The 13,464-nt window shown below is 63.1% G+C and carries 11 protein-coding genes and 1 tRNA gene; 10 read left to right on the top strand and 2 right to left on the bottom strand.

Annotated elements, in window-relative coordinates; all coding sequences use genetic code 11:
• The first annotated feature begins 145 nt into the window (after positions 1 to 145).
• The 6 genes from Pla123a_RS22845 (at position 146) to Pla123a_RS22820 (ending at position 5,163) form a co-directional block, all read left to right on the top strand.
• Positions 146 to 730 carry an ANTAR domain-containing response regulator gene (locus Pla123a_RS22845; protein ID WP_197528219.1) on the top strand — a complete coding sequence of 195 codons (585 nt, stop codon included), beginning with the start codon at positions 146 to 148 and terminating at the stop codon, positions 728 to 730.
• 84 nt (positions 731 to 814) lie between these two features.
• Positions 815 to 1,471 (top strand): hypothetical protein, encoded by a 657-nt coding sequence (locus Pla123a_RS24855; protein ID WP_197528218.1) that lies wholly within the window; start codon positions 815 to 817, stop codon positions 1,469 to 1,471.
• 192 nt (positions 1,472 to 1,663) lie between these two features.
• Positions 1,664 to 1,849: a YqaE/Pmp3 family membrane protein gene (locus tag Pla123a_RS22835; RefSeq protein WP_146591375.1), complete on the top strand. Its 186-nt coding sequence runs from the start codon at positions 1,664 to 1,666 to the stop codon at positions 1,847 to 1,849.
• Positions 1,850 to 2,718: 869 nt separating this feature from the next.
• Positions 2,719 to 2,886, top strand: coding sequence for a DUF1328 domain-containing protein (locus tag Pla123a_RS22830; RefSeq protein ID WP_146591373.1), 168 nt, complete (start codon positions 2,719 to 2,721; stop codon positions 2,884 to 2,886).
• Positions 2,887 to 2,940: 54 nt separating this feature from the next.
• Entirely contained in the window at positions 2,941 to 3,150 is a 210-nt protein-coding gene (locus tag Pla123a_RS22825; RefSeq protein ID WP_146591371.1) for a hypothetical protein, read from the top strand.
• A 504-nt stretch (positions 3,151 to 3,654) separates the two neighbouring features.
• Positions 3,655 to 5,163, top strand: coding sequence for a sigma-54-dependent transcriptional regulator (locus Pla123a_RS22820; protein WP_146591369.1), 1,509 nt, complete (start codon positions 3,655 to 3,657; stop codon positions 5,161 to 5,163).
• A 23-nt stretch (positions 5,164 to 5,186) separates the two neighbouring features.
• Here Pla123a_RS22820 and Pla123a_RS22815 read toward each other — a convergent pair whose 3' ends face one another.
• The gene (locus Pla123a_RS22815) at positions 5,187 to 6,266 is read right to left on the bottom strand and encodes a phosphotransferase enzyme family protein (RefSeq protein ID WP_146591367.1); all 1,080 of its coding nucleotides are present in this window, start codon (positions 6,264 to 6,266) and stop codon (positions 5,187 to 5,189) included.
• 713 nt (positions 6,267 to 6,979) lie between these two features.
• On the opposite strand from Pla123a_RS22815, the gene Pla123a_RS22810 reads away from it, so the two are divergent.
• From Pla123a_RS22810 to Pla123a_RS22795, 4 genes are all read left to right on the top strand, one after another.
• Positions 6,980 to 9,214 carry a GH92 family glycosyl hydrolase gene (locus Pla123a_RS22810; protein ID WP_146591365.1) on the top strand — a complete coding sequence of 745 codons (2,235 nt, stop codon included), beginning with the start codon at positions 6,980 to 6,982 and terminating at the stop codon, positions 9,212 to 9,214.
• Positions 9,215 to 9,288: 74 nt separating this feature from the next.
• Positions 9,289 to 10,758 carry a sugar MFS transporter gene (locus Pla123a_RS22805; RefSeq protein WP_146591364.1) on the top strand — a complete coding sequence of 490 codons (1,470 nt, stop codon included), beginning with the start codon at positions 9,289 to 9,291 and terminating at the stop codon, positions 10,756 to 10,758.
• A complete protein-coding gene (locus Pla123a_RS22800) occupies positions 10,755 to 11,819 on the top strand; it encodes an ROK family protein (RefSeq protein ID WP_146591362.1) in 1,065 nt (354 codons plus the stop codon). Before Pla123a_RS22805 ends, Pla123a_RS22800 begins: the two co-directional genes overlap by 4 nt.
• Positions 11,820 to 11,848: 29 nt before the next feature.
• Positions 11,849 to 13,264, top strand: a complete 1,416-nt coding sequence (locus tag Pla123a_RS22795) for a glycoside hydrolase family 125 protein (protein ID WP_146591361.1) — start codon at positions 11,849 to 11,851, stop codon at positions 13,262 to 13,264.
• 81 nt (positions 13,265 to 13,345) lie between these two features.
• Here the strand turns inward: Pla123a_RS22795 and Pla123a_RS22790 are convergent.
• Positions 13,346 to 13,418: transfer RNA gene (locus tag Pla123a_RS22790), tRNA-Lys, on the bottom strand.
• Positions 13,419 to 13,464: the final 46 nt, after the last annotated feature.

Genomic DNA, 13,464 nt, shown 5'->3' with positions numbered 1-13,464 from the left:
CGGCCACGGGGGACCGGCAGGGATTCCGCTCGCCGCCACCGCTTGGCAGACTATGCTCCCCTCTTGCGCGCCACAGGCGGATGCAAGATGCCCAAAAAGTGGACCCCGATACCCCAAGCGAGGTTGGCCCCGAATGGCAGCAACCATGCGTAGCATCGAGATCGTCATCGCCCACGGTCAGGACGACACCGCGACCAAGCTCCACGAGATTGTTTCTTCACTCGGCCACACCGTCAAAGCGACCTGCCGGTCGACCGAGGATCTACTAAGTGAGTGCCTGCCCTCCCCGCCCAACCTGATCATTTCGGGAGTGGAGATGGACGGCGGAAACGCGATCGATGCGCTGGTTCGGATCAGCGAGCACGAGCCGACGCCGGCAATCGTGTTGACCCCCAAGCGGTCGCTGATGAACGTCGAGGAGGCCCTGCGCGACCACGTGATGGCCTACCTGGTCGAGCCAATCGATCCCAATCAGGTGAAACCCACCATTTACCTGGTCTGCGAACGATTCAAGCAATTCGAGCTGCTCAAGGCCGAGAACGACGACCTCCGGCAGACCCTGGTGGAACGAAAGGTGATCGAGAAGGCTAAGGGCATCCTGATGGGCCAGCACGAGCTCGACGAGGAGCACGCCTTCCGGAAGCTGCAGAAGCTGGCCCAGTCCAAACGTACCAAGCTCGCCAGCATGGCGCAGTCCATCGTCGACGCCGCCGAAGCGCAGGGAGACTAAGTTTTTCCGCCCCGAGAGGGCAACTCAACCGCTATACCGCTCAGGCGCCGGACGCGGTGTAAGCGTTCTACAAAAGGCGACAACATGCAGATCTCAGAACTACTCGAAACGCAAATCCGATCGCTGGCGTCTGCCGAACGGCTGCTGCAGGAGCAACTCGACAAGCTGCCCGCGGCTCGGGCGACCAAGGTTTCGCACCTCTCAATCGCGCACGTCGCGCGGCTCAGCACCGGGCTCTCCGAAACCCTTCGGGCCGCGGCAGACGAGGCCTCGATCGACCTGAGCGGCGGGTCTCCTACCTCGGTTGCGACCCTGATCCTCAACGAGGTCGGGCTGCCCGACGCGCCCACACCCTCGAACGTCGGGCAGCCGATGTCGAACTACCACCTGATCGCCGCAATGGTCCGGTACACGCACAACCGCATCGCCGAGCTCTCGCTGATCCGAGCCGCCTACGGCGTGCGGAGCAACCCCGGGTTGCAGCAGCGGCTGGCTGCGCACCTGGAAGAGGCGTTCTTGTCGGTCGAACGCCTCCGTGGCCACGTCAGCCGGTTGTTCCACGATCAAGAGAGCGCGGTCACGGCGTCGTACCGCCCGATCTGCCGGACCTGCCGGTACTGGGACGAGCAACGCTCTGGGAGTGACGACGCCTACGTGCCCTGCCTGCACCCGGTTCTTTCCGAAGCAGGGCTGATGGTATCCCCCCACAGCAGTTGCAAGCAGCACGAGCCCCGTGCCTGAACGGCGCACGGTGTCCGTAGCATCCACACCGGTTCGAAAGCTTCCAGCCCCTACGAGCAGCCACCGTGCGTCAGCCCAGGAAGGGGGCAGCGGCCCTGGAGTTTCATCTATTCCTGGCGTTCGGCAAGCGATTTGCTTCACTCCCCAGCAGAGTAGGAAACTGTCCAACCACTGAATCTCAGGAGCAATACCATGTCGACGCGTGCCGGAGTTGAACTCACCGACCCGATTAAGATCCTGCTGGCCATCGTGCTGCCGCCGCTCGGAGTATTCTTTGAAGTCGGCCTTGGAATGCACTTCTGGCTCAATATTCTGCTGACTTTGTTTGGCTTCATCCCAGGCATCATCCACGCCCTGTATATCATCTTCACCCGCTAGTTCGCTTATGCGTTTGGCGTTCATGAAGAGAGGAGCACGCGATGATTGCCATAGCCAGCCAGGCACACCCCGGACGCCCGGCCCCACCGGTAGCGGCAGACGAATCTCTCTCTCTGGTGCTAGACTTGGCCGCGGACGACTTGCGGCAGGTCGTGCGCCGTGAGCCACATTTCGCGCTCCGTAACATGCTGCAGCACGCGCACGACGTTCTCCGCCGCCAGTCGCACGAACTGGCGTCGCTCGGCGAAACGGTGCCCTTCGCTGCAAGCCTACGGGTAAGACAAGCGACTGCAAGGCTCGTGCAGGCGAGTGGCAGAGCACCGATTGGGTCCGTCGCGGCGGCAGTGGTCGCCCTCGACCACGCGCTGCAAGAGGCACTCGACCCAGGGAATCACGGCCGGAAGGATTCGTCGCTCCGCCTCACCCTGGCCCGATTCCGCGACGAGGCCGGGCAGCTAGGGCGGTCCCTAGCAACCCTGACCGGCTAATCAGTTTGGGAGCTTTGCGAAAAGCACCTTCACGGCCCCTGTCGAGCAATTCGTCAGGGGCCGTTTGCGTTGGCGTCAACCATAACGTTGCAGTTTGCCTCATTTCGGGGTCTGTGCACGTCGACAGGGCGTCATACAAGCTCTGCGGCTGATCGCGACGAGGCCGGCCTGGTCGGAATTCGCCCAGCGGACACTAAGGCAGAATCTGCCATCCCCTATTTTGAGCTCTGTTCTACGGGCTTCGCTGCATCCTCCGAATTCAGCATGCAGTTTTGGCACGCCTCGTGCTATCTAAGGCAATCAAGCTCAGGGCGTCGCACCGCAGACGATTGCGATGGACACCACAGATACCTGAGAGACCATCACATAAGGAGCAATGTCATGTTGAGTTGGGCCATTACGTTTCTGGTTATCGCGCTGATCGCCGCTGTCCTCGGTTTCGGTGGAATCGCCGGCGCTGCTACCGGCATCGCCAAGATTCTGTTTTTCGTGTTCCTGGTCCTGTTCGTCGTCAGCCTGGTCATTCCCCGCATGCGTGGCTCCGTGTAACCGTCGCCGCCCCCGAAGACCTCTTACGACTAAGCTAGATAAGGAAGAAATGTTATGCGTGCGATAGTAGGCATTGCATTGCTTGTGTTGGTGCTAGCGTTGATCGGTTGGATCTCGTTCGATTCGTCGGACGAGCGGCCAGGCGTCAATCTGGAAACCGACAAGATCGAGCAGGACGTTGACGCCTTGTCTGAGTCGGTCAAACAGGCTGGCGAGACTTTCGAACGCGAAGTGCAAGAGAAACGCGAGGAGGGTGTCGAGTAACCCCCCACTCTCAATTGAGTAAACCCCGCTACGCTAAACCTCCCCGCTGCCCCGTCAGCAGGGAGGTTTTTGCGTTGGGTGGTAGTGCTTCTCGTGAACCCTGCGATCGCCCTATTCACCGACTTGGAGAGCGGCCATCGTTGGCAATTGAGGTCGGTCCGGCGTAGCAGCCCCAATCTGCGGCCTTGCGCATCCGAACCTCGAACTACCGCATCCAGCCGCGCCAGGGGTGGCACGAAAGAAGAGTGCTAGGACTACAATAGAGTGGGTTGAGAACGACCTCATTGGCTTAGAATCAGCCAAACGCGGATTAAGCAGCCCCTCCACCTCCGGCGTTTCTTCGAAAATTGATTGCAGAGACGCCAAATCCTAGGTCCACCCTCCAAACTGGAATGAGTATTGCTTTCTTGCTGACCAGATCGAATGGCGGCCACCAACGCACTTGGCCGCTAGCCGATAGCAACCTCAAACTTGAAACGAACTTAACTCCGCCACGGAAATATCATGGCTCGGCTGCTCTCAATCGACGACGACCGCTCGGTTCACCACTTGGTATCCAGAACCCTAGAGGACTCCGGGGTTGAAGTGGTCCCGGCCCTCAGTGCAGAAGCCGGTATCGAGGCCGTAAAGGCGCAGGCGCCGGATGTCGTGCTGCTCGATATCATGCTGCCGGACATGTCGGGACTCGATGCCTTCCGACTCATCCGTCAGCACGACCCGAGGCTCCCGGTTATCATCGCGACCTCCGCTGGCAGCAGCGAGAACGCCATTGAAGCCATGAAGCTGGGCGCGTTCGACTACCTCACCAAGCCCATCGACGTAGAGAACCTCGAGCGGTTGGTTGGCCACGCGATCGAGTCCCGCCGGCTGGCGAGCGTCCCGGTCGGGATGAACAACCTGACCCGCCCGCAGGACCGGGGCGACGCATTTGTCGGCCGGTGCGAGTCGATGCAAGAGATCTTCAAGTCGATCGGCCGCGTCGCACCGCAGTCGGTGCCGGTTCTGATCCGCGGCGAGAGTGGCACCGGCAAGGAGCTGGTCGCCCGGGCGATCTACCAGCACGGCAGCCGGAGCGACGGCCCGTTCCTGGCGGTCAACTGCGCGGCCCTCTCCGAGACGCTGCTCGAGAGCGAGCTCTTCGGACACGAGAAGGGCGCCTTCACCGGCGCACAGGACCGCCGCATCGGCAAGTTCGAACAGTGCAACGGCGGCACCATCTTCCTCGACGAAGTGGGCGACATGTCGCCCACGGTGCAGAGCAAGGTGCTCCGTCTACTTCAGCAGCAGACCTTTGAACGGGTGGGCGGCAACAGCACCATCAAAACCGACGTCCGTATTATCTCGGCGACTAACCGCGACCTTGAGGAGATGTGCGACGAGGGCCAGTTTCGCGTCGACCTGTTCTACCGACTCAACGGCTACACCATCACACTCCCGCCGCTGCGTGAGCGTGGCGATGACCGTGTGATGCTGCTCCAGCACTTCCTGGCCGGACTCAACAAGGAACTCAATCGCGACGTACAGGGCGTGGCGCCGGACGCGATGCAGAAGCTGCTCGACTACGACTGGCCCGGCAACGTGCGGGAGCTCCAGAGCGTCGTTAAGCAGGCGATGCTGCACTGTTCCGGCCCGGTGCTGATGGCGTCGGCTCTGCCAGCGGAACTCCAGTCGGCCGCCGTCCGCCCCCGCGCTGAGGCGAGCCAGCCGTCCACCAACGGCATGGCTGAAAAGGCGGGCGCTGCTGCGCACGCTTCCTCGGAAGACGAAGCTGAGGATTTTGCCGAGAGTGGCTTCCGCGATTTCATCCGCAGCCGGATCGCGGTTGGCACGGGGGACCTTTATGCAGAAACCCTGGCCGAGATGGAGAAGGAGCTGCTGACGCTCGTGCTGACTCACACCAGCGGCAACCAGTCCGAGGCCTCGCGAATCCTGGGGATCACGCGCGGCAGCCTCCGCAACAAGATCCGTTCGAACGGGATCGTCATCGGCCCGAATATCAAAGTTGCGCAATGAGCCCGCATGACTGAAACTCAGAATCAGCCGCCCAGCAGCGACGTTAAACCCGCGTGATGTTGCTCGAACAAAGCGGTCAATGCGAGTTGGTTGCGGGCGCGATCAAGGTTATGGCCGGGGCGGCCGGTCTTAAAGTAGACATCGCCCTCGAGGTAGTCGGTGAGAAAGCGGGTCGCCATGATGAGCGCCATGTAGGCGGGCCCGATCGCCAAGGATTCTCGCTCCGCTCCGCTCAGCACACCCCCAGCGCCGCTGAGGAATCCCTCGGCTGCGGCCTCCATGGCCGAGGCGTTGAGCGTTAGCGCTTCCGTGTTTGGGTCGTCTTCTGCGGAAGAACTTGCGCAGGTGCGGAGCAGGTCCCCAAAGTCGTAAAGCACGAGGCCCGGCATCACGGTGTCGAGGTCGATCACGGCCAAGGCCTCGCCTGATTGCTCGTCGAGGAGGACGTTGCTCGATTTGGCGTCGTTGTGGGTCACCCGCAGCGGCAACCGCCCCGCTGCGAGCGCCTGCTGAGGCCCCGCCAGCAGCGGCTCTCGGCGGCGAACTAACTCGACCTCCGCCCTCACGTCGACCGCTCTTCCCGCGAGGTCCCTACCGCAGGCGTCAACGAGCGCCGCTAGCCGGGCCGGTCCGTGATGAAAGTTGGGGATCGTGGCAACCAAACGATCGCCGGGAACTTCTGCCAGCCAAGCAACGAACCGCCCGAAGCCCAACCCCGCCTGGAACACGTCGGCGGCCCGCGGCACGGCGCCTGCGGCCCTCGAGTGCTCGATGTAGCGGTAGACCCGCCACCGTCCGCCGTCCGTGCTGTGGGCGAAGGGCTCTCCTCTGTGTGTCGGGATCAACTCGAGCACCAAGCGGTCGCGGTCCTCGACGCCTAGCGAATTGAGTCGATCGCGTATGGACTGTGTGACCAGTTGGATGTTCGCCATCAGGCCATCGACATCGCGGAACACGTGGTGGTTAATCCGCTGCAGCACAAACCGACCGGATGTGGTGTTCATCAACCAGGTGTCGTTGATGTGCCCGCCCGCGATTGCTGTGGCAGACTGATGCGCTCCAACGCCTTGGAATTGATTGAGGATACCCTTCAGCTCTCGCATGGCATTCTTCCGGCAGCACGATATTTTGGGCCAAGAGAATCTGGCGCCCCAACTTCCAACTCCCCAGGCGCCTCAGTGTGCGGGTAGTAGGTGATGTTCGCCGACGCATTCTATCGGCAGCGTCCGGGCCAACGAATCCCGGTGGGTCCGACGCCGTCGGGACCGGCGATGGGAGAGACTCGGCAATCACTCACGCGCCCAACTCCGACTGAGACTTCGCCTTCACTCGGAGCTCCTAGAGTCCTTTACGAGTATGCGGTGTCGCACAACGCCGGCGAGCCATTGAGCGGCGGACTACAAGCAGATTGCTGACTTGGAGACGGGCTTCCCGGCCGCGTAGCCAGACCGGTCGAGGGGGACTCAATAGAGGCTTTTCGTACCTGGTTAACCGACAAGGTGCAGTCGCTCTGCAGCGATGCTTCCGCCAGATTTCCCATCGCCTTCGGCGGGGCAAATCTCCGCATTACGAGGGCTAGATTCCGAACCCAGCGTAGGTCATATTGATGGGGTTCAAACCCGTTTTTTACGGGGCCCGGCTTCGACGCTTTCCTCCGCCGCACTAGAGAGGGCAAGGGGCGCCAAGCACGCGAGAACACGATCGGACGCATACACGAGTGCAGCCTGATCGACCGGCCCAACGGCCTCGCAGCCCCGACAGCGTCCGTTCCCTGGCAGGACCGATTTGATGCAATTTACTGGCCTGGGAGCCCGCTATGCGCTTATACCTTTCGCTTGCCACCGCCTCCGTAGTGGCGGCCGGCCTTCTGACGCCCGCGACCTCAAACGCAGCCGATAGCTACGCCGAGCTTGTCCGGCCGCTGATCGGCGCCGAGTCGGAGCCGGGATTTTCTCACGGCAACACCTACCCGGCTGTCGCTCAGCCATTCGGGATGACCTTCTGGACGCCGCGGACGGGCGAGAACTCTGGCTGGATCTACCAGTACAAGAAGAACGAACTTCGCGGCCTGCAGGCGACCCACCAGCCGAGCCCCTGGATGGGCGACTACGGCAACTTTGGTGTCTGCCCCTTTACCGGCGGGCCGACACGCGGCGCGTTGCCGGTCTCGAAGTTCTCGCACGACAAAGAAGAGTCCCGCGTCTACTACTACGGCGTGACGCTCGACGACTACGGCGTGCGGGCCGAGATGACCGCCACCACGCGGTGCTCGGCGATGCGGTTCACCTACGACAACGGCGGCGACGCCTGGGTCCACTTTGACGCCTACGGCCGCACCGACTTCGAAGTCGATGAAGCCAACGGCGTCGTGAAGGGGACCGCCCGCGTAAACCGCGGAGGCGCCGAGGGCGACTTTGGCTGCCGCTTCGTGGCGAAGTTCGACGCGCCGATCTCCGAGGTCGAACGCTCGGGCGACCGCCACTGGATCGCCGTCAAACTCGACCTAAACGAAAAGAAGGTCGTCAATCTCGACATCGGCACCTCGTTCATCAGCCACGACCAGGCCACGATCAACCTCGAGCGTGAGGTTGGCCAAAAGTCGTTCGACGAGGTGGTCGCCGACAGCAAAGAGGTCTGGAACAAGCGGCTCGGCGTGATCGAGATCGAGGGCGCTACCGAAGACCAGCGGGTCACCTTCTACTCGAACATGTACCGGGCGATGCTATTCCCACGCATCTTCTACGAGTACAACGCCGACGACGAGATGGTGCACTACAGCCCCTACTCCGGCAAAGTCGAGCCGGGCGAGATGTACGCCGACAACGGCTTTTGGGACACCTTCCGGGCAGTCTACCCGCTGCTGAGCATCATTGATCCAGAGATCAACGCCTCGATGGTCCGCGGCTGGATCAACGCCTACAAGGAGGGCGGCTGGTTCCCCAAGTGGTCAGCACCCGGCTACCGCGACTGCATGATCGGCACCCATGTCGAGAGCGTGGTGGCCGACGCGCTGTGCAAGGGCATCACCGACTTCGACCTGCAGGCGGCCGCCGAGGGTTCGATCAAGGACGCCACCGAGTTCAGCGACAACGGCGCCTACGGCCGCAAGGGCCTGAAGGAGTACCTCGCTAACGGCTACGTCGCGACCGACGTGACCGGCGAGGCCACCGCCCGCACGCTCGAGTTCGCCTACGACGACTGGTGCGCCGCCCAGGTGTGCGAGGCCGCCGGCCGGACCGACGTCGTGCCGATGCTGCTGGAGCGGGCCCAGAACTACCGCAACGTGTTCGACCCGTCGGTCGGCATGATGCGTGGCCGCAAGGCCAACGGCGAGTGGCGTCCCAACTTCAAGGCCGACGAATGGGGCGGACCCTTCACCGAGGGGAGCTCGTGGCACTACAGCTGGAGCGTGCTGCACGACCTGCCTGGGCTGATCGAGCTGATGGGCGGCGACAAGGCCTTCGCGGGCAAGCTCGACCAGATGCTGGCCGAGGAGCCGACCTTTGGCGTTGGCCATTACGGTGGCGTAATCCACGAGATGGTCGAGATGGTCGCCTGCAAGATGGGCCAGTACGCACACGGCAACCAGCCGGTGCACCACGTGCTGTACCTGTACAACTTTGCCGGCCAGCCGTGGAAGACCGCCGCGCCCGTGCGCCAGGCGGTCGATACCCTCTACGGCCCCGGCCCCGACGGCTACTGCGGCGACGAGGACAACGGCCAGATGTCGGCCTGGTACCTGTTCAGCACACTCGGCTTCTACCCGGTCTGCCCGGGCAAGGCGGGCTACGCGATCGGCAGCCCGCGGTTCGCCAAGGCGACGATCCACCTGCCAAGCGGCGAGGACTTTGTGATTGAGGCCCCGGGCAATTCGGATCAGGCAATCCACGTCCAGAGCCTGCAGATCAACGGTCAGCCGGTCACGCGTTCGTGGATTAAGCACAGCGAAATCGCGGACGGCGGGGTGCTGACCACAAGAATGGGCGAGCAGCCCAATACCTCATGGGCCACGGGCAAGGACGACCGCCCGTTTGGCGACTGGAACGAGTAGAGACCGGCCGCGCTGGCGGCGTGTCTCCCCACTCTCTTCTTCTACTTCATCTCAAAAGTTCAGGACGCACTTAGATGCCAGGAGCTGTCGACACCACGGCGGGTTCGCCCGATCGTTCTGCGGCGAGCACGCCGCAACTCGGGAACACCACCGGCCCGTTCGCCGTCATTACGCTGCTGTTCTTCTTCTGGGGTTTCATCACCGTCATGAACGACGTGCTGATCCCGTTCCTCAAGGGCAGCTTCGAATTGTCGTACTTCCAGGCGGGCCTGGTGCAGTTTGCGTTCTTCGGCGCGTTCTTTGTCATCTCGCTGATCTACTTCCTGGTTTCTTCGAGCAGCGGCGACCCGATCAACCGCTTCGGGTACCAAAAGACGATTGTACTGGCGCTGGTGATCTGCGCCGGCGGCTGTGCGTTGTTCTCCCCGGCGGCGGCGAACGCCTCCTACGCGTTCTTCCTTGGCGCCCTGTTTCTGCTCGCGACCGGCGTGACGATTCTGCAAATCGCCGCTAACCCGTACGCGGCGATCCTCGGCAAGCCCGAGAACGCCTCCGCCCGGCTGAACCTGGCGCAGGGCTTCAACTCGCTCGGCACCACCCTCGCGCCGATCGTCGGCGGTTTGCTGCTCTACAAGGTGTTCGCGCCCGAGGGCAACGTCACGCTCGACGCTATCAAGACACCCTACCTGATCTACGGCGGCATGTTCCTGCTGCTGGCGATCGTCGTGGGCTTGAGCAAGCTCCCACGCATCAACGAGGGGGGCGCCTCCGGCAGCGGCAACGCTTTCCAGTTCCCGCAGCTGGTGCTCGGCATGGGCGCCATCTTCCTGTACGTCGGCGCCGAGGTGGCAATCGGCAGCTACCTGATCAACTTCATGGCCCACGAGGACGTGATGGGCTGGGAAGAGCACGTCGCGAGCATCTACCTGGCCTACTACTGGGGCGGCGCCATGATCGGCCGCCTGTGCGGAGCGATCGCCATGACCCAGAGCGACTCGCCCGGCAAGAAGCCGCTCTACATGGCGATCACTGCGGCGGGCCTGGTCGCCCTGATCTACGTTATTACCGCTGTGCGCATTGAGGCCAATGTCCTCGAGATGGACTTCCTCCCGTTCGTGGAGCTGATCCCGTTCGTGGTGATGGTCGCCCTCTGCCTCGCCGCATTCGCCATCGGCCGCGGCAGGCCGGCGACGATCCTTATGATCTTCTCGTTGTCGCTGATCGGTCTGCTCGTCGTGGCGGCTCTGTTCGATGGGAAGGTAGCGCTGTGGGCCGCGTTGGGCATCGGCCTGTTCAACTCGATTATGTGGTCGAACATCTTCACGCTCGCCATCGACGACCTGGGCGAACACACCTCGCAGGGCTCGTCGCTGCTGGTGATGATGATCGTGGGCGGCGCCATCTTCCCGCCGCTGATGGGCCTGATCGCCGACGCGACCGACGTGCGGATGGCCTTCCTGGTGCCGATCGTCAGCTACGTCTACATCGCCTTCTACGGGTGGTGGAGCCAACGCCGCATCTCCGCCAAGCACGCAGCAGCATGAGCACGACGCCCGACAACAGCCCGCTCGTCCTGACGCTCGACGCCGGGGGCACAAACTTCTCGTTTGCCGCCCTGCGTGACGGCCGCCGCGTGGGCGAACCGGTGGTGCTGCCCGCCGCCGCCGGCAACCTCGACCACAGCCTAGCCAACCTGTTCGAGGGCTTCACCCGAGTGAACGAAGGCGCAGGAGGGGGAGCCAGCGCGATAAGTTTTGCGTTCCCCGGCCCTGCCGACTACCGCCGCGGCGTGCTGTACAACGTCGGCAATCTGCCGGCCTACAGCGGTGGCGTGCCGCTCGCCGAGATCCTGTCGAAGAAGTTCGGTGTGCCAACACTGATCAACAACGACGGCGATCTGTTCGCTCTCGGCGAGGCCGCTGCTGGGCTACTCCCTGAGGTCAATGCCAAACTCGAGGAGGGTGGCGGCCCGCGCCGCTACCACAACCTGATCGGCCTGACACTCGGCACCGGCTTCGGCGGCGGCATCGTGCTCAACGGCAAGCTGCTGCAGGGCGACAACTCGCTGACCGGCGAGGTCTGGTTGCTGCGGCACGGCTTCAACCCAGACGTCAACGCCGAAGAGGGAGTCAGCATCCGCGCGGTCACCGGCGCGTACGCCGGAGTGGCGTCGGACCCCAACGCCGGCGAACGGACCCCGCAAGACATCGCTCGGATCGCAGACGGCGAAATCGAGGGGGACGCCGTCGCGGCCAAGGAGGCGTTCGCCCAACTCGGACACACACTCGGCGACGCCGTGGCCAACCTGGTCACCGTGCTCGACGGCCTCGTCGTGGTCGGCGGCGGGCTCTCCAAGGCCCACAAGCTGTTTATGCCGGCCCTGCTCGAGGTGGTGAACGGCGCGTTCCCCAGCGGCCGCGACCGGTTGGTGCAGCAGGTGTACAACCTGGAGTGCCCGACCGACGCCGCCAAGTTCTACGAGCCCCCCTCCCCCACCGAGCACGCGCCGCAGACCGGCGTGGGCATCTCCCGCCTGGGCGCCAACGACGCCGTCGGCATCGGCGCCTACACCGTGGCAATCGACGCCCTCCGAACTAGCCCTTAAAACCTAGCAGCTAAGAGTAAGGCCCCGCCATGAACGTTCCCAACCATCGCCTGTTTGTTCTCCTGCCGCTGTTGGCCAGTCTGCCGCTGGCGGCTGCGGCCGACGAATTCGAGTCCCAGCGGCCACCGGCAGAGGAGCGTTGCTTCACAAGCCCGACCATCGAGCGGACGATCAACGAGGTGAAGGCTAAGATCGCCGACCCCGAGCTGGCCTGGATGTTCGAAAACTGCTACCCGAACACGCTCGACACCACAGTCGACTACGAACTAATCGACGGCAAGCCCGACACGTTCGTCATCACCGGCGACATCGACGCCATGTGGCTCCGCGACTCGACCGCGCAGGTCTGGCCGTACATGCCCTACATCACCGAGGACGAGAAGCTCCGGAAGTTGATCGAGGGCCTCGTCCGCCGGCAGACCAAGTGCGTGCTGCGGGACCCGTACGCCAACGCGTTCTACAAGGATCTGACCAAGCCGTCTCACTGGGCGAGCGACAAGCCGTCGCCGATCCCGGGCGTCCACGAGCGGAAGTGGGAGATCGACTCGCTCTGCTACGCGGTGCGGCTGGCAAACGAGTACTTCCAGCTAACCGGTGACAAGTCCGTCTTCGACGACGCCTGGGTCAAGTCCGCCAAGCTGATCGTGCAGACTTTCCGTGAAGAGCAGCGCAAGGACGGCACCAAGTTCCGCTTTACCCGCGAAACCAACCGCATGATCGACGCGCCGCTGTTCAACGGTCAGGGGCGGCCGGTGAAGCCGGTAGGCCTGATCGCCTCGGCCTTCCGCCCGAGCGACGACAGCACGCTCTACCCGTTCCTGATCCCGTCCAACCTGTTCGCCATCCAGTCGCTCCGCCAGCTAGACGCCATCTTCCGCGACGAGCTCGGCGACGCCGCGTTTGCCGACGAGTGCACCGCCCTGGCCGACGAGGTCCAGGCTGCCGTTGACCAGTACGCCAAGGTAGAGCACCTCGACTTTGGCAATATCTACGCCTACGAGGTCGACGGCTTTGGCAACCGCGCCTTCTGGGACGACGCCAACGTGCCGAGCCTGATGTCGCTGGCCTACCTGGGAGTGCACGAGCCGAACGACCCGATCTACCTCCGCACCCGCAAGTTCCTGCTGAGCGACAACAACCCCTACTTCTTCCGCGGCAAGGCGGCCGAGGGGCAAGCCAGCCCCCACACCGGCAACTTCCGCATCTGGCCGATGGGCATTATCCTGCGGGCGATGACCAGCACCTCGGACGAGGAGATCACGCGGTGCCTGCAGATGCTCAAGGACACGCACGCCGGGACCGGGTTCATGCACGAGGCCTTCAACAAGGACGACCCCGCCGACTACACCCGCGACTGGTTCGCCTGGGCCAACACGCTGTTCGGCGAGCTGATCGTGAAAATCGACAACGAGCGGCCAGAGATCCTTAAGCAGCCGCTGAAGTAGCCGACGCCTTCAAAGAGCCGCGGCCGAGTAAACAAAAAAGCTCTCCCCTGAATCAGGGGAGAGCTTTTTGTACTTGGGGAGTGCTCCCTGTAGGAATCGAACCTACAACCTACTGATTAAGAGTCAGTTGCTCTGCCGATTGAGCTAAGGGAGCGGCGGGGCGGTTTTCACCGCAGATCGGGGATTATATCGCGATACGG

This window comes from Posidoniimonas polymericola, assembly GCF_007859935.1.
Lineage (GTDB): Bacteria > Planctomycetota > Planctomycetia > Pirellulales > Lacipirellulaceae > Posidoniimonas > Posidoniimonas polymericola.
The sequence above is the reverse complement of the archived record's forward strand: the minus strand, read 5'-3'. Positions and strand labels throughout refer to the sequence as shown.

Coding starts and splice junctions, on each gene's coding strand:
- Pla123a_RS22835 (WP_146591375.1), top strand. CDS start 1,664: ATGTCGACGCGTGCCGGAGTTGAACTCACCGACCCGATTAAGATCCTG.
- Pla123a_RS22810 (WP_146591365.1), top strand. CDS start 6,980: ATGCGCTTATACCTTTCGCTTGCCACCGCCTCCGTAGTGGCGGCCGGC.
- Pla123a_RS22805 (WP_146591364.1), top strand. CDS start 9,289: ATGCCAGGAGCTGTCGACACCACGGCGGGTTCGCCCGATCGTTCTGCG.
- Pla123a_RS24855 (WP_197528218.1), top strand. CDS start 815: ATGCAGATCTCAGAACTACTCGAAACGCAAATCCGATCGCTGGCGTCT.
- Pla123a_RS22800 (WP_146591362.1), top strand. CDS start 10,755: ATGAGCACGACGCCCGACAACAGCCCGCTCGTCCTGACGCTCGACGCC.
- Pla123a_RS22795 (WP_146591361.1), top strand. CDS start 11,849: ATGAACGTTCCCAACCATCGCCTGTTTGTTCTCCTGCCGCTGTTGGCC.
- Pla123a_RS22815 (WP_146591367.1), bottom strand. CDS start 6,266: ATGCGAGAGCTGAAGGGTATCCTCAATCAATTCCAAGGCGTTGGAGCG.
- Pla123a_RS22845 (WP_197528219.1), top strand. CDS start 146: ATGCGTAGCATCGAGATCGTCATCGCCCACGGTCAGGACGACACCGCG.
- Pla123a_RS22825 (WP_146591371.1), top strand. CDS start 2,941: ATGCGTGCGATAGTAGGCATTGCATTGCTTGTGTTGGTGCTAGCGTTG.
- Pla123a_RS22830 (WP_146591373.1), top strand. CDS start 2,719: ATGTTGAGTTGGGCCATTACGTTTCTGGTTATCGCGCTGATCGCCGCT.
- Pla123a_RS22820 (WP_146591369.1), top strand. CDS start 3,655: ATGGCTCGGCTGCTCTCAATCGACGACGACCGCTCGGTTCACCACTTG.